Origin of the sequence: Burkholderia sp. MSMB1835 (assembly GCF_001526365.1) — a bacterium.
Taxonomy (GTDB): domain Bacteria; phylum Pseudomonadota; class Gammaproteobacteria; order Burkholderiales; family Burkholderiaceae; genus Burkholderia.
Genome location: NZ_LOYP01000052.1, coordinates 375,516 through 393,180, shown reverse-complemented (window position 1 = coordinate 393,180; position 17,665 = coordinate 375,516). Strand labels below are relative to the sequence as shown.

Genomic DNA, 17,665 nt, shown 5'->3' with positions numbered 1-17,665 from the left:
AAAGCCGGCACCAACCTGTATCTGGTCGAGCGATAAATTCCATTTACAACCACACGCACGAGGGCCGAAACGTGAAAATCGTCAGAATGAGCATCAAAACGAAACTCCTCGGCGGCTTCGGCCTGCTGGCCGCGGTCGTCGTGACCGTATCGGGCATGGCGCTCAAGGCATTGTCCGATACGAACACCGAGTTTTCACGCTACATGAACGGCATCAACGCGCGGGCCAGCCTGGCCGCACACATCCGCACCGCGGTCGACCGGCGCGCGATCGCCGCGCGCAATCTCGTGCTGGCCACCCGGCCGGCCGACATCGAGGCCGAACTCGCCGAGGTGAACCACGCGCACAAGGACGTGCAGGACCATCTCGCGAAGCTCGACGACCTCATGGCGAAGGCGACCGACACGTCCGATCGCGCACGCGAGCTGGTCGCCGAGATCGTGCGCATCGAAACCCGCTACGGGCCCGTTGCACTGCGCATCGTCGGACTCGCGCAGGCCGGCAGGAAGGACGACGCGATCGCCGACATCGACGACAATTGCCGCCCACTGCTCGCGCAACTGGTGCGTGCGACCGACGCCTACGCGACCTATACGCATGAACGCGAAATCGGGATCGCGCAGGCATTCGCGGATCGCTACACGGTGGAGCGCAACCTGCTGGCCGGCATCTGCCTGATCGCCGTCGCGATCGCGGCCGGCGGCGGCCTGTGGCTCACGCGCAAGATCACGGCGCCGATCGGCTCGGCCGTGGACGTTGCGCGCACGGTGGCGAACGGCGATCTCGGCAGCCGCATCGAGGTGCGCGGCAACGACGAAACGCGCGACCTGCTCGATGCGCTGCGGACGATGAACGAGCGGCTGATCGGCATCGTCGGCCGCGTGCGCGACTCGTCGAACAGCATCGCGCACGCGGTGAGCGAGATCGCATCGGGCAACCTCGATCTGAGTCAGCGCACCGAGGAACAGGCCGCATCGCTGCAGGAAACCGCGGCGACGATGGAGGAATTCACGTCCACGGTGCGCCTGAACGCGGAAAACGCGCAGCAGGCGAGCACGCTCGCCGCGAATGCATCGGACGTCGCGCAACGCGGCAGCTCGGTGGTCGGCCGCGTGGTCGACACGATGACGGAGATCGGCCACAGCTCGTCGAAGATCGCCGACATCACCGGCATCATCGAAGGCATCGCGTTCCAGACCAACATCCTCGCGCTCAACGCGGCGGTCGAAGCCGCCCGCGCGGGTGAACAGGGTCGCGGCTTCGCGGTCGTCGCGAGCGAGGTGCGCAGTCTCGCGCAGCGCGCGTCGACGGCGGCGAAGGAAATCAACGCGCTGATCTCCGCGTCGGTGCAGACGATCCGCGACGGCTCCGCGCTCGCGGGCGAAGCCGGCAAGACGATGTCCGACGTCACGCAGGCCGTGGCGCGCGTGACGGACATCATGGGCGAGATCGCAGCCGCGTCGGCCGAGCAGAGCCGCGGCATCGACCAGGTGAACCTGACGATCACGCAGATGGACCAGACGACGCAACAGAACGCGGCGCTCGTCGAGCAGGCGGCGGCCGCATCGAAGTCGCTCGAGGCGCAGGGCCGCGAGTTGTCCGAAACGGTCGCCGCGTTCCGGATGCCGGCCGGCGCGCATGCGGTATCACCCGGCACGCATGCACAGGAAGCCGACACGCGCCGCTGGCAACCGGCTGCCGCGTAACGGCATGCGCATCGTCATCGGCACCATGACGCCCCACTCGTCGCATGGCCTTGCACACACTGCGTCGCAGCGCGGCGCAAGTTTCGGTCCCGCTCGGGCAGCGCCGGTTGCAGGACAGGCGCCATCGCGACCGCGCGACCTGTTCGCCCGAGCCGTTCGTCGACACGGACTTTTAAAACGCACGAATGACGAGTATCCTAAAAAAGCACTTTTCGACCGGACGGCGAATCGCGTGCCCTGACTCCCGTCCGATCGCCATGCGGCCCCGTCGTATCGCGCACCGCGCGCCGACGGCGGCGTCTGCCTCTCGCGCCCTGGCCGCACGAACCTTCCCCAACAATCGTCAGGAGAGCTGGTGAGCCGACTCGTCGTCGTATCCAATCGCATCGCAGATCCCCGTAAAGCCGCGGCCGGCGGCCTCGCCGTAGCCGTGAAGGACAGCCTGCAGGAAACCGGCGGCGTCTGGTTCGGCTGGAGCGGCAGACTACGCGGCGGCGACGAGCAGACCGCGCGCGGCGACGACGTGCAGGTCCAGAACGTCGGCGGCATCCAGCTCGCGACGGTCGATCTCGATCCGCAGGATTACGACGCTTACTATCTCGGTTACTCGAACAACGTGCTGTGGCCGGTGTTTCACTACCGGCTCGATCTCGCGCAGTTCGACCGGCGCTTCGCCGACGGCTACCGACGCGTGAACCAGCTGTTCGCGCGCAAGCTGCGCACGCTGCTGCGGCCCGACGACACCATCTGGGTCCACGACTATCAGCTGATTCCGCTCGCGGCCGAGCTGCGCGCGATGGGCTGCACGAATCCGATCGGCTTCTTCCTGCACATCCCGATGCCGCCGCCGCCGATCATGGCCGCGATTCCCGAACACGAATGGCTGATGCGCGCGCTGTTCGCGTACGACCTCGTCGGCTTCCAGACCGAATCGGATCTGCTCCACTTCGAGCACTACGTCGAAGCGGAAGCGGGTGCGGCGCGGCTGCCGGACGGCCGACTGCGCGCGTTCGGCCGCACGCTGTCGGCCGGCGCGTTTCCGATCGGCATCAACGTCGACGAATTCGAGTCGCTCGCGCGCGATCGCGACGGCCTCGCCATGTTCGAACGCATGCGCGACGAATATTCGCGCCGTCAGTTGCTGGTCGGGGTCGACCGGCTCGATTACACGAAAGGGCTGCCGCAGCGCGTGCATGCGTTCCGCGAGTTGCTCGAACAGTATCCGGAGAACCGCGACCGTGCGACGCTGATCCAGATCGCCGCGCCGAGCCGCGAGGATCTCGGCGCCTACGACGACCTGCGGCGCGAGATGGACAGCCTGTGCGGCGCGATCAACGGCGACTACGGCGAGCTCGAATGGATGCCGATGCGCTACATTCACCGCACCGTCGCGCGCAAGCGCCTGCCGGGCCTCTATCGCGCGAGCCGGGTCGCGCTCGTCACGCCGCTGCGCGACGGGATGAACCTCGTCGCGAAAGAGTTCCTCGCCGCGCAGGACGCGGCCGACCCGGGCGTGCTCGTGCTGTCGCGTTTCGCGGGCGCGGCCGAGCAACTGAAATCGGCGCTGCTCGTCAATCCGTACGACACGCAAGGCACCGCGCAGGCGATCCAGCGCGCGCTCACGATGCCGCTCGAAGAGCGCCGCCAGCGTCATGCGGCGCTGATGGCGATCGTGCGCAAGACCGACGTGCACTGGTGGCGCACGCGCTTTCTCGACGCGCTCGCCGAAGCGGCCGAAGTCGCGGCCGCGACCGAATCCTGACGCGCCGACGCGCGCTCACGCCCTGCCCGCTTCGTCGTGCATGCGAGCACGACGCCGTTCGATCGATACGGGCGCGCCGCGCGTGGCGATTCCGTGGCGAAAAGGAAGGAATGTCGACGCGCGCCAGCCCGCGCAACGGCTTCAGCGATCGGATTCGTGCGGCCGTCCGTACGCGACGAAATCGCGCTCGACGGTGGAGGCGTGCTCCGTGTCGATCGCGCCGCCGCGCGCATTCGTTTCGTCGCCGGCTAACACCGAAGTCGCCGACGACGGTTCGATACGTCCGTCGATCAGCGCCTGCAGCGCGTCGCGTTCGAGCACCTCGCATTGCAGCAGCCGTCGCGCGATGCGTTCGAGTGCGTCGCGTCGTTCGCCGAGCGTCGTCGCGACGCGCGCGTGCGCATCGGTCAGCAGCGTGCGCACTTCTTCGTCGATCATGCGCGCGGTGTGCTCGCTGCAGCGGCCGCCGTCCGCATGCCAGATGCCGGGCAAGCCCGAGCGCGTGTCGCCGTCGTCGAACGTCGCGAGCCCGATCTTCTCGCTCATCCCGTACTGCATGACCATGTGGCGCGCCATCGCGGTCGCGCGTTCGAGGTCGTTCTGCGCACCGGTCGAGACATCGCCGAACACGAGCTCTTCCGCCACGCGTCCGCCGAGCAGCGCATCGATCCGGTCGAGCAGCTCGCTGCGGCGCAGGACGTAGCGATCCTCGATCGGCACCTGCTGCGTGTAGCCGAGTGCGGCGACGCCGCGCGGAATGATCGACACCTTCTTCACCGGGTCGCAATGCGCACGGCTTTCCGCGACGAGCGCATGGCCGGCTTCGTGATACGCGATCGTCAGTTTCTCCTGCTCGTTCATCACGCGGCTCTTGCGCTCGAGGCCCGTCAGCGCGCGGTCGATCGCCTCGTCGAAGTCGGCCATGCCGATCGCCGGTTTGCCGAGTTCGGCCGCATGCAACGCGGCCTCGTTGACGACGTTCGCGAGATCGGCGCCGACGAAGCCCGGCGTGCGCGACGCAAGCTCGCCGAGATCGACGTCGGCCGCGAGCTTCACGCGCTTCACGTGCACGCCGAGGATCTGGCGGCGGCCGTTCACGTCAGGCCGGTCGATCGCGATGTGCCGGTCGAAACGGCCCGGCCGCAGCAGCGCGGGATCGAGGATCTCGGGCCGGTTCGTCGCGGCCATGATTATCACGCCGGAGCCTGCCTGGAAGCCGTCCATCTCGACCAGCAACTGGTTGAGCGTCTGTTCGCGCTCGTCGTTGCCCGACATCGGACCAACGCCGCGCACCTTGCCGAGCGCATCGAGCTCGTCGACGAACACGATGCACGGCGCCTTCTGCTGCGCCTGCTCGAACAGGTCGCGCACGCGCGCGGCGCCCACGCCGACGAACATCTCGACGAACGCCGAGCCGCTGATCGAGAAGAACGGCACGGCCGCCTCGCCGGCCACCGCGCGTGCGAGCAGCGTCTTGCCCGTGCCCGGCGCGCCGACGACGAGCACGCCTTTCGGAATCTTGCCGCCGAGCCGCTGATAGCGATCGGGATTGCGCAGAAACGCGACGAGCTGTTGCAGTTCGGCCTTCGCTTCGTCGATGCCCGCGATGTCGTCGAACGTGATGCCGGTTTCCTGCTGCACGTACACGCGTGCACGGCTCTTGCCCATTCCGGTAAAGTCCTGCAGCCCGCCGCGCTTGTGCAGCATCATGTTCCACACGAACACGAGCAGCATGAGCGGCAGCAGCCACGACGCGAGCGACGCGATCCAGCCGGTGTCGGGCGTGCCGCGATAGCGGATGCCGGCCGCGGTCAGCGTGTCGATCAGGTGCTCGTCGGTCACGCGGCTGGTCGTGAAGCGCCACGGCGCGCCGGCCTGCTGCACGACCGTCGCGTCGGACGCCGGCAGCATCGTGCCGGCCTGCGGCATCTTCAGCGCGCCCGAGATCGACGCGGGGCCGACCTCGAGATCGTCGACGAGTCGCGCGGCAACGAGCCGGTGGAAATCGCTGTACGCGATCGGCGTCGACGTCGGGCGCAGCATCAGCAACTGCGCGGCGAACAGCACGAAGAAGCCCGCCGCGATCAGCAATCCCGGGTAGTCGAATTTCTTGTCCATGGCATCGGGCCGGCCGTATCGGCTGCGCGGCGTGCGCTCACGCCGGCACGCGCGCGGAACCGGTACGCGGCCGCCATGCGAAAACGGCAAGCATCCGTGCCATCGTCGCCTCGCTGTCTCGCATCGTTCGCTGCATCGATGCCGCCTCGGCAACACCGTCGGCCGGCGTCGCGGGGCGATCCTCGCCCGGGCGGCACGCCGCGACGCGCCGCCCCTGATTCCAGTCTAGTTCGCGCGCGGGCGTCGCGCACCGCTCGCCGCGCGCGCGTCGAATCGTCCGACGAACGGCTTTCATCTGCCCCCTTGGCGCGCTATAGTCGCGTTCATGACATTTATGTGACAGTCGCGTCGCACCACCGCGTGCGATGCCGGCCATGGCATTCCGCGCTGCGTCGCGGCAGCCCGCGCAACGCAGGCGCGCATCGAACGACACCCGCCCACCGCCCATCCGAGGAGCCCACGACGTGAACGACACCCCCGATCGCCCCGACGACCTGCCCGCCGATCCCGACCGCCGCCGTGTGCTCGGCGGCCTCGCCGCGCTCGGTGCCGGTGTCGCCGTCGCCGGCTGCGAAACCACCGCGGACAACGCACCGCGTTCGGCCGCCGACCTGCGCATCGACGAAGCGTTGCGCCAGCGCGTGCGCCACATCGTCGTGATCTATGCGGAAAACCGCAGCTTCGCGAACCTGTACGGCGATTTCCCGGGCGTGCGCTATCCGCTCGGCGACCTGCGGCCCGAACAGGCGCGACAGCTCGATCGCGACGGCAAGACGCCGCTGCCGGTGCTGCCGAAGATCTGGGGCGGGCTCGTGCCGCAGGCGCAGGAAGTGGACGGCAAGCGCTACGCGATCGCCGAGCGCGACATCGACAAGCTGCCGAACGCGCCGTTCCGGATTACCGACGCGCAGGGCAAGCCGCTGCCGAACGGCGTGATCACGCGCGACCTGTGGCATCGCTTCTACCAGAACCAGATGCAGATCGCGGGCGGCCGCAACGACCAGTTCGCCGCATGGGCCGATTCGGGCGGCCTCGTGATGGGCCACTACCGCAATTCGGCCGACACGCTGCGCCTGTGGAATCTCGCCCGGCAATACACGCTGTGCGACAACTTCTTCATGGCGGCCTTCGGCGGTTCGTGGATGAACCACATGTTCCTGATCTCCGCGCAGCCGCCGCTGTATCCGGACGCGCACAAGCATCCGCATGCGGCGAAACTGCTGTCGCAGGTCGAAGGCGACGACCCGACCGGCACGCGCCTGAAGCTCGCCGACGATTCGCCCGCGTCCGCGCTCGACGGCCCGCCGAAGTTCGCGGCCGACGGCCCGCTGACGCCGGACGGCTACGGCGTGAACACGATGGCGCCGCCGTACCAGCCGAGCTACGTGCCGCCGCCCGATCCGGGCAACGCCGCGTATGCGGATCCGTCCGACCATCGCGTGATGCCGCCGCAGGGCTACGCGACGATCGGCGACCGCCTGTCGGAAAAGAACATCGACTGGGCGTGGTACAGCGGCGCATGGCAGTACGCGCTCGAGCATCGCGACACCGGCACCGTGCCCGACTTTCAGTACCACCACCAGCCGTTCAACTACTTCGCGAACTACGCGCCCGGCACCGAAGCGCGCCGCAAGCACCTGCGCGACGCGGGGCTCGGCGACGCGCCGTCGACCAACCACTTCATCGCCGACATCGACGCGGGCCGCCTGCCGGCCGTCGCGTTCTACAAGCCGCAGGGCAACCTGAACATGCATGCGGGCTATGCGGACATCGAATCGGGCGACCGTCACATCGCGACCGTGATCGACCATATCCGGCGCGGGCCGCAATGGGAAAACACCGTGATCGTGATGACGCACGACGAGAACGGCGGCTGGTGGGATCACGTCGCGCCGCCGGTCGGCGATCGCTGGGGCCCCGGCTCGCGGATCCCGGCGCTCGTGATCTCGCCGTTCGCGAAAAAGGGCTTCGTCGATCACACGCTGTACGACACGAACTCGATCCTGCGCTTCATCAGCCGCGTGCACGGCCTCGCGCCGCTCGACGGCGTGGTCCGGCGCAACAACGCGTTCGCCGCACGCGGCGCAACGCCGCCGGGCGATTTGACGAACGCGCTCGATCTCGGCTGATCGCCCGTCGATCACCGGAAACGCCGACGCCCCGGGCCACGCGATGAATGGCCCGGGGCGTCGTTCGTTTCCGGCCCGGCGACGCCATGCGGCGCCGGGCAATGCGTCGCGCGCAACGTGCGCGACGCCGATCCCGCGCGTCAGCCGCCGAGACGCTGCTCGATCTTCTTCATCGTGTCGGTCATTTCAGCCGGCAAGCGCAGCTTCAACGTATCGAACAGCGCTGCGTGCAGCTTCAGTTCCTCACGCCATTCGTCCGCGTTCATCGACGTCACCGCCTCGAACTGATCGCGCGTGAAATCGAGGCCGTCCCAGTGCAGGTCTTCATACGCGGGCGACACGCCGAACGCATGCTCGCCGCCACCGCCGGTGCCTTCCAGACGATCGAGCATCCACTTCAGCACGCGCATGTTCTCGCCGAAGCCGGGCCACACGAACTTGCCGTTCGCATCCTTGCGGAACCAGTTCACGCAATAGATCTTCGGCGGCTTCGCGCCGGCGGCTTCGAGCTGCTTGCCGAGCTCGAGCCAGTGCGCGAAATAATCGCTGACGTTGTAGCCGCAGAACGGCAGCATCGCGAACGGATCGCGACGCACGATGCCCTGCTTGCCGACGGCGGCCGCCGTCGTCTCGGAACCCATCGTCGCGGCCATGTACACGCCTTCGACCCAGTCGCGCGCCTCGGTCACGAGCGGCACCGTCGTCGAGCGGCGGCCACCGAAGATGAACGCGTCGATCGGCACGCCGGCTGGGTTTTCCCAGTCGTCGTCGATCGACGGGCACTGCGCGGCCGGCGCGGTGAAGCGCGAGTTCGGATGCGCGGCCTTGCGTCCGGTTTCCTTGGCCGTGTCGGGCGTCCACGGATTGCCCTGCCAGTCGGTCAGCTTCGCGGGCGGCGTGTCGGTCAGCCCTTCCCACCACACGTCGCCGTCTTCCGTCAGCGCGACGTTCGTGAAGATCACGTTTTCCTTGAGCGTGGCGATCGCGTTCGGGTTGGTCTTCACGCCCGTGCCCGGCGCCACGCCGAAGAAACCGGCTTCCGGATTGATCGCGTACAGGCGGCCGTCGCGGCCGGGCTTCAACCACGCGATGTCGTCGCCGATCGTCGTGACCTTCCAGCCGTCGAAGCCCTGCGGCGGAATCAGCATCGCGAAGTTGGTCTTGCCGCACGCGGACGGGAACGCGGCCGCGATGTGATACTTCTTGCCGGCCGGCGACGTCACGCCGAGGATCAGCATGTGTTCGGCGAGCCAGCCCTGATCGCGGCCCATCGTCGACGCGATGCGCAGTGCGAAACACTTCTTGCCGAGCAGCGCGTTGCCGCCGTAGCCCGAGCCGAAGCTCCAGATCTCGCGCGTTTCCGGGAAGTGCACGATGTACTTGACCGGATTGCACGGCCACGGCACGTCCTGCTGGCCGGCCTCGAGCGGATGGCCCACGCTGTGCACGCAGGGCACGAATTCGCCGTCCTCGCCGAGCACGTCGTACACGTCGCGCCCCATGCGCGTCATGATCCGCATGTTCACCGCGACGTACGGGCTGTCGGACAGCTCGACGCCGACGTGCGCGATCGGCGAGCCGAGCGGGCCCATCGAGAACGGCACGACGTACAGCGTGCGACCGCGCATCGAACCGCGGAACAGCCCGTTGAGCGTCTCGCGCATTTCGGCCGGATCGATCCAGTTGTTGGTCGGGCCGACGTCGTCGCGCGACGCCGCGCAGATGAACGTGCGATCTTCGACGCGCGCGACGTCCGACGGATCGGATTGCGCGAGATACGAGTTCGGGCGCTTCGCCGGGTTCAGGCGCGTGAGTGTGCCCTGGTCGACCATCGCCTGGCACAGCGCATCGTATTCTTCCTGCGAACCGTCACACCATACGATGCGCTCGGGCTCCGTGAGCGCCGCAATGCGCGCTACCCAGTCGATCAGCTTGCGATGTTTGACGAAAGCCGGCGGAGCGATCAGCGGGCCGTGGGTCGCTTCGGCCAAAGTGTTTTGCGACATGGGGGTGTCTCCAGATTATTGGGCGGGGATGGGGGATGCGGGCGAGCCCGCGAGATGGGGAATGCGTGCGGAGCGCAGGAAGATGCGGCACGCAGAACGCGACGCGCGAGCGGAGCGCGCGTCGAAGCCGCGATGCGTGCGAGAGAAGGTGAAGTCTCGTTAGAGGGTGCGAACGCGAGTTTCGCCATGCAAGCAACCTGCCATACAACTCCATGCCGGCCAGCATACCATCGCCGTTATTGGGCGGGCGTTGCGTTGCAACAAGAAACAACTGTGACGGCGCACCGGCACGCGCATTGCAGGTGGGTGCTTTTTTACGGCGTCGTCGCAGGCGACTCGGGGACGAAACGCCCGCGACAGCCGCCCGGCAAGGGTTTCGCGCGAGCGGTAATTTCAACCTGCGTATCGTCCATGCCGGCGATGCGCACACACACGGCGCCCATTCGCGTTTTCGCTACTCAGGCAAACCCTGAATTAGGTTGCGCACACAAACATCCCGATCGAATGCCCCGATGCGGCCACTGCTCATAACGGCGCGCGTGGCAATCCGGGGTAATACGTGCCCGGCTACGACGCGAATCGTCGAGGAGTACTGCCGGTCGCCGCGATGACGGCCCGCCTGCATGCTTCGACGCGGTCGGCGACGACGCAAAATTCCGGCACGACGCGGCCGAGACGATCGATAGTGGCGGACGCTTCGTCGATCTCGACGCGATCGACGGGGTGCCGACGAACCGGTACGTCGCGAAGACCGTGCGCGGGTCACGCACCTGCTCGGGCAGACAAAAAAACGCCAGCCCCAAGGGGCTGGCGTCGTGCTTCGGGTCGGACGACGATCAGAACTGGTTCATCGTGTTGTCCTTGCCCGCTGCCTTCAGCGCCGCTTCGCCGCTGAAGTATTCCTTGTGATCGTCACCGATGTCCGAACCGGACATGTTCTGGTGCTTCACGCAGGCGATGCCCTGACGGATTTCCTTGCGCTGCACGCCCGCCACGTAGCCGAGCATGCCCTGATCGCCGAAGTATTCCTTGGCGAGGTTGTCGGTCGACAGCGCAGCCGTGTGGTACGTCGGCAGCGTGATCAGGTGGTGGAAGATGCCTGCTTCACGCGATGCATCGGCCTGGAACGTCCGGATCTTCTCGTCGGCCAGCTTGGCCAGTTCGGTGTCGTCGTATTCGACGCTCATCAGCTGCGCACGGTCGTAAGCCGACACGTCCTTGCCTTCGGCCTTCATCGCGTCGTAGGCCTGCTGACGGAAATTCAGCGTCCAGTTGAACGACGGGCTGTTGTTGTACACCAGCTTCGCGTTCGGGATTACCTTGCGGATCTCGCTGACCATGCCGCCGATCTGCGCGATATGCGGCTTTTCGGTTTCGATCCACAGCAGGTCGGCGCCGTTCTGCAGCGACGTGATGCAGTCGAGCACGCAACGCGCTTCGCCCGTGCCGGCGCGGAACTGGAACAGGTTGCTCGGCAGGCGCTTCGGACGCAGCAGCTTGCCGTCGCGCTTGATGACGACGTCACCGTTGCCCAGTTGGTCGGCCGACAGCTCTTCGCAATCGAGGAACGCGTTGTACTGGTCGCCCAGGTCGCCCGGCGCGTGGGTCACGGCGATCTGCTTGGTCAGGCCGGCGCCCAGCGAATCGGTACGCGCGACGATGATGCCGTCGTCCACGCCCAGTTCCAGGAACGCGTAGCGGATCGCGCGGATCTTCGCGAGGAAGTCCTCGTGCGGCACCGTGACCTTGCCGTCCTGGTGGCCGCACTGCTTCTCGTCCGACACCTGGTTTTCGATCTGGATGCAGCATGCGCCCGCTTCGATGAACTGCTTGGCCAGCAGGTAGGTCGCTTCCGCATTGCCGAAGCCGGCGTCGATGTCGGCGATGATCGGCACGACGTGCGTGACGTGGTTGTCGATCTTTTGCTGGATCGCGGCCTTGGCGGTCGCGTCCTTCGCCGCATCCAGCTCGCGGAACAGGCCGCCCAGCTCACGGGCGTCGGCCTGGCGCAGGAACGTGTACAGCTCGCGGATCAGCGCGCTGACCGAGGTCTTTTCGTGCATCGACTGGTCCGGCAGCGGGCCGAACTCCGAGCGCAGCGCGGCGACCATCCAGCCCGACAGGTACAGGTAGCGGCGTTCGGTGCTGTTGAAGTGCTTCTTGATGGAGATCATCTTCTGCTGGCCGATGAAGCCGTGCCAGCAGCCCAGCGACTGCGTGTACTTGGACGGATCGGCATCGTACGCGGCCATGTCGGCGCGCATGATCTTCGCGGTGTACTTCGCGATGTCCAGGCCGGTCTTGAACTTGTTCTGGGCACGCATGCGGGCGGCATATTCGGGGTTGATGGCATTCCACGCGCTGCCGTGGTTTTCCTTCAAACCTGCCACTGCCTTGATGTCGTCTTGATATTGGGACATGTCTATCTCCTGGGAACGAAGCGCATTTGAGTAAAGGATTCAGCGTGCCCGCCGCGTGTGACGAAGCGAACTGCATGGACTCAATAGTAATCCTGCCCGGCGCGATTTCGACCAAGTCTTATATAAGACATAAGATATAAATTTTCGTTGTTTTTCAATGAGATAGCCGAGCGTTTTTGCGATGCAAAACACGGTTTCAAGCGGCGGTAAAACGCGGCGGCAGGAATCCGGCGCGCTTCCCGCGATATGAAATGCCCTTTCGGTTGCTGAAGAACCGGCACGCTCCGACCAAGCCGGAACAGCGACGACCGTCAGGCTTTGTCACAGCCATGACAAAACGTCTATACTTGGACGATTATTTGATGCGCGCGTGCGTCAGCGCGTCGGCCTGCGTCCCGGAGCGACATGAACGACTCTCCCGTTTTCGATACCCTTTGCGAACTGCTGAATACGTCCGGCGCGCGTTTCTGCGTGCTCGAGCATCCGGCGGAAGGCAAATCCGATGCGATCGCCGCGCTGCGCGGCACACGCCCCGAACAGGGCGCGAAGGCGATGCTCTGCACGTTCAAGGATGGCGGCGGCACCGCCGCGCTCGCGGTGATTCCCGGCCACCTGAAGATCGACTTCCGCAAGGTCGCCGATGCGCTGGGCCGGCGCAAGGCGACGCTCGCGTCGCCCGACGTCGCGGCCGCCGTCACGCGCTGCGTGATGGGCGCCGTGCCGCCATTCGCGTTCGATCCGAACGTGACGCTCGTCGTCGATCCGGCGCTGGTCGAGCGCAACGCCGAGATCGCGTTCAACGCGGGCCGCCTCGACCGCTCGGTGGTGCTCGACGCGGCCGACTACGTCCGGATCGCGCGCCCGCTGCTGGCCGACATCACGCGGCCGGAAACGACGGACGCATCCGCCTCCGAGGACCACGCATGAGCACGAACCGCAAGCCGCTGTCGTCGGAGCAGGCATCGCTGATCGAGCAGGTGCAGCGCATTGCCGAAGGGCTCGGCGAGATGTTCGCGCCGTTCACCGAGGTCGTCGTGCACGACCTGCGCACGCCCGAGCATGCGATCCTCGCGATCCACAACAACCTGTCCGGACGCGCGGTCGGCGATCCCGCGACCGAACTCGGCCTCGCCCGCATCGCCGACGACGACTTCCCGCAGGTGCTCGCGAATTACCCGAACCGCTTCGCCGACGGCCGCACCGCGAAAAGCACGTCGATCGGCATCAAGGATTCGACCGGGCGCTACGTGGCCGCGCTGTGCCTGAATGCCGACGTCACGCTGTTCCGCGGCTTCCAGGGCATGCTCAACCAGTTCTGCCGCACGGACGGCGAAGCCGTCGTCGAAACGCTCGACCCGGCCAGCGCCGACGCGATCCGGCAGCGCATCGACGCATTCGCGACGCGCCTCGCGACGACGCCGCGCGAGTTGAAGACCGACCAGCGCCGCGTGCTGATGCAGACGCTGAAGGCCGACGGCTTCCTCGAGGTGCGCCGCGCGATGGAGATCGTGTCGCAGCATCTCGGCGTGTCGCGCGCCACCGTCTACAACGACGCGAAGTGACGCGCCGCGTCCGGCTTTCCCATTTCGAGTTTCCCGTTGACTGATCTTTTCGACCCTCGAGCGACCATGAACTCTCCGATTCTTCCCACGTACGACGACGTCGCCGCCGCCGCGGCCCGGCTCGAAGGCCACGCACACCGCACGCCGGTGATGACGTCGCGCACGGTCGACGACGCGCTCGGCGCGCAGGTGTTCTTCAAGTGCGAGAACCTGCAGCGCATGGGCGCGTTCAAGTTCCGCGGCGCGTTCAACGCGCTGTCGCGCTTCGACGCGGAACAGCGGCGCCACGGCGTCGTCGCGTTCTCGTCGGGCAACCATGCGCAGGCGATCGCGCTGTCCGCGCGCATCCTCGGCATTCCCGCGACGATCGTGATGCCGCAGGACGCACCGGCCGCGAAAATGGCCGCGACGCGCGGCTACGGCGGCAACGTCGTGACCTACGACCGCTACACCGAGGATCGCGAGCAGATCGGGCGCACGCTCGCGGAGAGGCACGGGCTCACGCTGGTGCCGCCCTACGATCACCCGGACGTGATCGCCGGCCAGGGCACCGCGGCCAAGGAACTGTTCGACGAAGTCGGCCCGCTCGACGCGGTGTTCACGCCGCTCGGCGGCGGCGGACTGCTGTCGGGCACCGCGCTCGCCACGCGTGCGCTGTCGCCGCATGCGAAGCTGTACGGCGTCGAGCCCGAAGCCGGCAACGACGCCCAGCAATCGTTCCGGTCCGGCGCGATCGTGCACATCGACACGCCGCGTACGATCGCCGACGGCGCGCAGACGCAGCATCTCGGCAACCTGACGTTCCCGATCCTGCGCCGCGACGTCGACGACATCCTGACCGCGACGGACGCGGAACTCGTCGACTGCATGCGCTTCTTCGCCACCCGTATGAAGATCGTCGTCGAGCCGACCGGCTGCCTGTCGTTCGCCGCCGTGCGGCGGATGAAGGACGCGCTGCAAGGCAAGCGCGTCGGCGTGGTGATCAGCGGCGGCAACGTCGATCTCGAGAACTTCTGCGCGCTGGTGTCGGCACCGGCCTGACCGTCTGCGCGCGCATGACGATCTTGTCATGCGCGCGCGGCCCGGCCTTCACGTCGCGTTAAGTTTCGCTCCCTAGACTGATTACGTCGTCCCGAAGTCAGTCATGCAGGAGTGTTCATGAATACGCACGCGTTCGTCGCCGCCGCCCTGGCGGCCGCTTCCCTGTCGGCGTTCGCTCAACCGGGCGTGACGTCATCCGGTTTTTCCGCCGCCTCGCCTCACCCCGCAGTCGGGCACGCGATGCACCGTTCGCCCGCCGCATTGCCGCCCGCCGGCTTCGTGCTCGCGAAGATCGATCAGAACAATACGCCGCCCGACCGTGGCGGCGATCCGGGCGGCCGCGCGCACGCCGGCACGCATATGTAACGACACGCGCCCGGCCGCCGGCATTCGGCGCGACGACATGCGGTCGAACCCGGCCGTTTCTTCAGACCTGAAACGCGGTCCGGGCACGTCGAACGAAAGGATCCGGAAAGCCGACGCCGATCGATGACGTTTTTTCGCATCCGCGCGCAGACGAACGATTGACGTGCCTGCATGCACGCCATTACCCTTGCGCGCTGATGGTTCCCAGGGATGGGATCAAAAGGGAACGCAGGCGAGGCAACGCCTCGAATCTGCGGCTGCCCCCGCAACTGTGAGCGGCGAATCCGTGCCACCGCGTGCCACTGGGAAACCGGGAAGGCCTGCACGGATGGCGACCCGCGAGCCAGGAGACCTGCCATCGACCCGAGGTCCAGCAGCCGCACCGGGCGGGGTGTCCCGATGTGCAAGCACCGCCGTTGGCGGCCGCCCGTTGCATGGACGACCCGACCTCAGGATCCGTCAGATGTCCATCGTTCCCGAATCCGCTTCCCGGCCGGAAGCGTCGCACCGACACGCCGTCGGCATGCGCCCCCTGTCCGCGCTCTGCTCGCGATCGCCGTACCCGCTTCACGCTTTGCCCCGCCGCCTCATGAACATTCGTCACCTGCTCGCCACGTCCGTCGCCACCGCGCTGTTGTCCCCGCTCGCCCATGCGGCGGGCGACACGGCGGCTGCACGGCCCGCCGCGCCCGCCGACGGCACGGACCTGCCGACGATCAGCGTGACCGATACGCGGCACCTGCCCGAATCGTTCGACCGGCGCTATGCGTCGACGCAGGTGCTCACGCGCGAGGATCTCGACCGGCTGTCGCCGAGCGACCCGAGCATCACGCAGGCGCTCGCGACGCTGCCTGGCGTGACCGTCGCGCAGAACGGCGGGCCCGGCTCGTCCGCGTCGGTCAGCATTCGCGGCGCGTCGGCGAGCCAGGTCGCCGTGTTCATCGATGGCATCCGGATCGGCTCGCCGACCACCGGCATCGCGCCGTGGGCCGACCTGCCGACCGAAGCGTTCGAGCGCGTCGAAGTGATCTCCGGCCCGGCCGCCGCATCGTTCGGCAACAACGCGATGGGCGGCGTCGTGCAGTTGTTCACGCGCCGCGCCGCCAACCAGCCGAATCAGACCACCGTGTCGTTCGGCGGCGGCTCGAACAAGACGTTCGACACGCAGTTCCGCACGTCGGGCACGGTGCCGTCGACGGGGCCGCTCGCCGCGCTCGGCGGGCTCACCTATTCGCTCGGGCTGCACGACTACAACACGGCCGGCATCGACGCGACGCGGCCGTTCTTCTACGGCCACGAAAACGGCCGCAATCCGTATCACGCGCAGGATCTCGATGCGCGGCTCGGCTATGCGCGCGACAACTGGTCGATCTCGACGTTCGCGCTGTATCACCGCTCCGATCTGTCCTACGACAACAGCGGCTACGCGAATCGCGAGCTGGACCATCAGTTGACGACCGGCGTTGCGTTCCATCTCGACATCACGCCCGATACGCAGTTCGACCAGTCGTTCGGTTATGCGAACGATCGCCAGTTCATCCATGCGGACAACCCGGCTCTCGCGACGGACCAGATCAACTCGCAGCGGATCAGCACGTCGACGTCGCTGACCCATCAGGAGCACGGGTTTCACCTGTTCGGCCTGCCGCTGTCGGGCGAATCGAAGCTCGCCTACGACTTCACGCGCGAACAGGCGTTCCTGCCGGTCGACATTCCCGGCGGCGTGCCGACGCGCAACGACTCCGCGTTTTCGCTGCACCAGTCGGCGACGCTCGGCAGCGTGACGATGTTCGTCGCCGGCCGTCACGAGATCATCGCCGGGCAAGCCGTGAACACCGGCAACGCCGCGCTGTCGTGGGCGATCACGCCGGTCTATACGGCGCGCGTATCGTACGGCAATGCGTTCCGTCTGCCGACGTTCAACGACCTGTACTACCCCGGCTACGGCAACCCGGCCCTCAGCCCGGAGCGCAGCACGTCGGTCGAAGCCGCGCTCGACGCGAACACCGCGTACGGCACCTTCACCGCGGCGATCTACGACACGCGCGTCAACAACCTGATCGCGTACAACCCGGCGACGTTCTCGCCGATGAACATCGGCCGCTCGCACATTCGCGGCATCGACCTGTCGTACAAGGGGACGCTCGGCCGCTCGACGCCGGTGAGCGTGGCCGTCGGCATCCTGAATCCGCAGGACGAGACCAACCGGACCTGGCTCAGCCGCCGGCCGCGCCAGACGGTCAGCCTGAACGTCGATCACACGTGGGACGAACTGAAGCTGCACGCGTTGAGCACGGGCGCGTCGCTGCTGTATGGCGGCTCGACGTTCGACGATCCGGCCAACCGGCAGTATCTGGCGTCGTACCTGACGGTGAGCCTGCGCGCGTCGTACCGGATCGATTCGCACCTGACGGTGTCGGCGTCGCTGTCGAACCTGTTCGACCGGCAGTACATGACCGCATACGGCTACAACACGCTCGGGCGCACCGCGTTCGGGAAGGTCAGCTACACGTTCTGACGCTCGGCGCATCGGCGCAACGCGCCGCACCGGCACG

At 67.0% G+C, this 17,665-nt stretch carries 11 protein-coding genes and 1 riboswitch; of the genes, 8 read left to right on the top strand and 3 right to left on the bottom strand.

Annotated features, from left to right (window positions below; genetic code table 11):
- Positions 1-86: 86 nt before the first annotated feature.
- On the top strand, positions 87-1,706 hold the full coding sequence (locus WS96_RS25785) for a methyl-accepting chemotaxis protein (protein WP_082720360.1): 1,620 nt from the start codon (positions 87-89) through the stop codon (positions 1,704-1,706).
- 355 nt (positions 1,707-2,061) lie between these two features.
- Complete coding sequence (otsA, locus tag WS96_RS25780) at positions 2,062-3,468, top strand: alpha,alpha-trehalose-phosphate synthase (UDP-forming) (RefSeq protein WP_059836417.1); 1,407 nt, start codon at positions 2,062-2,064, stop codon at positions 3,466-3,468.
- A 141-nt stretch (positions 3,469-3,609) separates the two neighbouring features.
- Here the strand turns inward: otsA and ftsH are convergent, their stop codons facing one another.
- Positions 3,610-5,586 (bottom strand): ATP-dependent zinc metalloprotease FtsH, encoded by a 1,977-nt coding sequence (gene ftsH / locus WS96_RS25775; protein ID WP_059836513.1) that lies wholly within the window; start codon positions 5,584-5,586, stop codon positions 3,610-3,612.
- Between the two features lie 464 nt (positions 5,587-6,050).
- Between ftsH and WS96_RS25765 the strand changes: the two genes are divergently transcribed.
- The gene (locus tag WS96_RS25765; protein WP_059836415.1) at positions 6,051-7,715 is read left to right on the top strand and encodes an acid phosphatase; all 1,665 of its coding nucleotides are present in this window, start codon (positions 6,051-6,053) and stop codon (positions 7,713-7,715) included.
- Positions 7,716-7,855: 140 nt separating this feature from the next.
- Here WS96_RS25765 and WS96_RS25760 read toward each other — a convergent pair whose 3' ends face one another.
- A complete protein-coding gene (locus WS96_RS25760; RefSeq protein ID WP_059836413.1) occupies positions 7,856-9,721 on the bottom strand; it encodes a phosphoenolpyruvate carboxykinase (GTP) in 1,866 nt (621 codons plus the stop codon).
- 836 nt (positions 9,722-10,557) lie between these two features.
- Positions 10,558-12,141 (bottom strand): isocitrate lyase, encoded by a 1,584-nt coding sequence (locus tag WS96_RS25755; RefSeq protein WP_059836411.1) that lies wholly within the window; start codon positions 12,139-12,141, stop codon positions 10,558-10,560.
- A 405-nt stretch (positions 12,142-12,546) separates the two neighbouring features.
- On the opposite strand from WS96_RS25755, the gene WS96_RS25750 reads away from it, so the two are divergent.
- The 5 genes from WS96_RS25750 (at position 12,547) to WS96_RS25730 (ending at position 17,628) form a co-directional block, all read left to right on the top strand.
- A complete protein-coding gene (locus WS96_RS25750) occupies positions 12,547-13,068 on the top strand; it encodes a YbaK/prolyl-tRNA synthetase associated domain-containing protein (RefSeq protein ID WP_059836409.1) in 522 nt (173 codons plus the stop codon).
- Positions 13,065-13,703 (top strand): helix-turn-helix transcriptional regulator, encoded by a 639-nt coding sequence (locus tag WS96_RS25745; protein ID WP_059836407.1) that lies wholly within the window; start codon positions 13,065-13,067, stop codon positions 13,701-13,703. Before WS96_RS25750 ends, WS96_RS25745 begins: the two co-directional genes overlap by 4 nt.
- A gap of 66 nt (positions 13,704-13,769) precedes the next feature.
- Positions 13,770-14,744: a threo-3-hydroxy-L-aspartate ammonia-lyase gene (locus WS96_RS25740; RefSeq protein WP_059836405.1), complete on the top strand. Its 975-nt coding sequence runs from the start codon at positions 13,770-13,772 to the stop codon at positions 14,742-14,744.
- 117 nt (positions 14,745-14,861) lie between these two features.
- Positions 14,862-15,110, top strand: coding sequence for a hypothetical protein (locus tag WS96_RS25735; RefSeq protein ID WP_059836403.1), 249 nt, complete (start codon positions 14,862-14,864; stop codon positions 15,108-15,110).
- Between the two features lie 181 nt (positions 15,111-15,291).
- Positions 15,292-15,484: riboswitch (cobalamin riboswitch) on the top strand.
- A gap of 215 nt (positions 15,485-15,699) precedes the next feature.
- A complete protein-coding gene (locus WS96_RS25730) occupies positions 15,700-17,628 on the top strand; it encodes a TonB-dependent receptor domain-containing protein (protein WP_059836401.1) in 1,929 nt (642 codons plus the stop codon).
- The last annotated feature ends 37 nt before the right edge of the window (positions 17,629-17,665 follow it).

What these genes read in the sequence shown, in the direction of transcription:
- WS96_RS25785 (WP_082720360.1), top strand. Translation starts at nt 87, where the DNA reads ATGAGCATCAAAACGAAACTCCTCGGCGGCTTCGGCCTGCTGGCCGCG.
- ftsH (WP_059836513.1), bottom strand. Translation starts at nt 5,586, where the DNA reads ATGGACAAGAAATTCGACTACCCGGGATTGCTGATCGCGGCGGGCTTC.
- WS96_RS25760 (WP_059836413.1), bottom strand. Translation starts at nt 9,721, where the DNA reads ATGTCGCAAAACACTTTGGCCGAAGCGACCCACGGCCCGCTGATCGCT.
- WS96_RS25755 (WP_059836411.1), bottom strand. Translation starts at nt 12,141, where the DNA reads ATGTCCCAATATCAAGACGACATCAAGGCAGTGGCAGGTTTGAAGGAA.
- WS96_RS25750 (WP_059836409.1), top strand. Translation starts at nt 12,547, where the DNA reads ATGAACGACTCTCCCGTTTTCGATACCCTTTGCGAACTGCTGAATACG.
- WS96_RS25745 (WP_059836407.1), top strand. Translation starts at nt 13,065, where the DNA reads ATGAGCACGAACCGCAAGCCGCTGTCGTCGGAGCAGGCATCGCTGATC.
- WS96_RS25740 (WP_059836405.1), top strand. Translation starts at nt 13,770, where the DNA reads ATGAACTCTCCGATTCTTCCCACGTACGACGACGTCGCCGCCGCCGCG.
- WS96_RS25735 (WP_059836403.1), top strand. Translation starts at nt 14,862, where the DNA reads ATGAATACGCACGCGTTCGTCGCCGCCGCCCTGGCGGCCGCTTCCCTG.
- WS96_RS25730 (WP_059836401.1), top strand. Translation starts at nt 15,700, where the DNA reads ATGAACATTCGTCACCTGCTCGCCACGTCCGTCGCCACCGCGCTGTTG.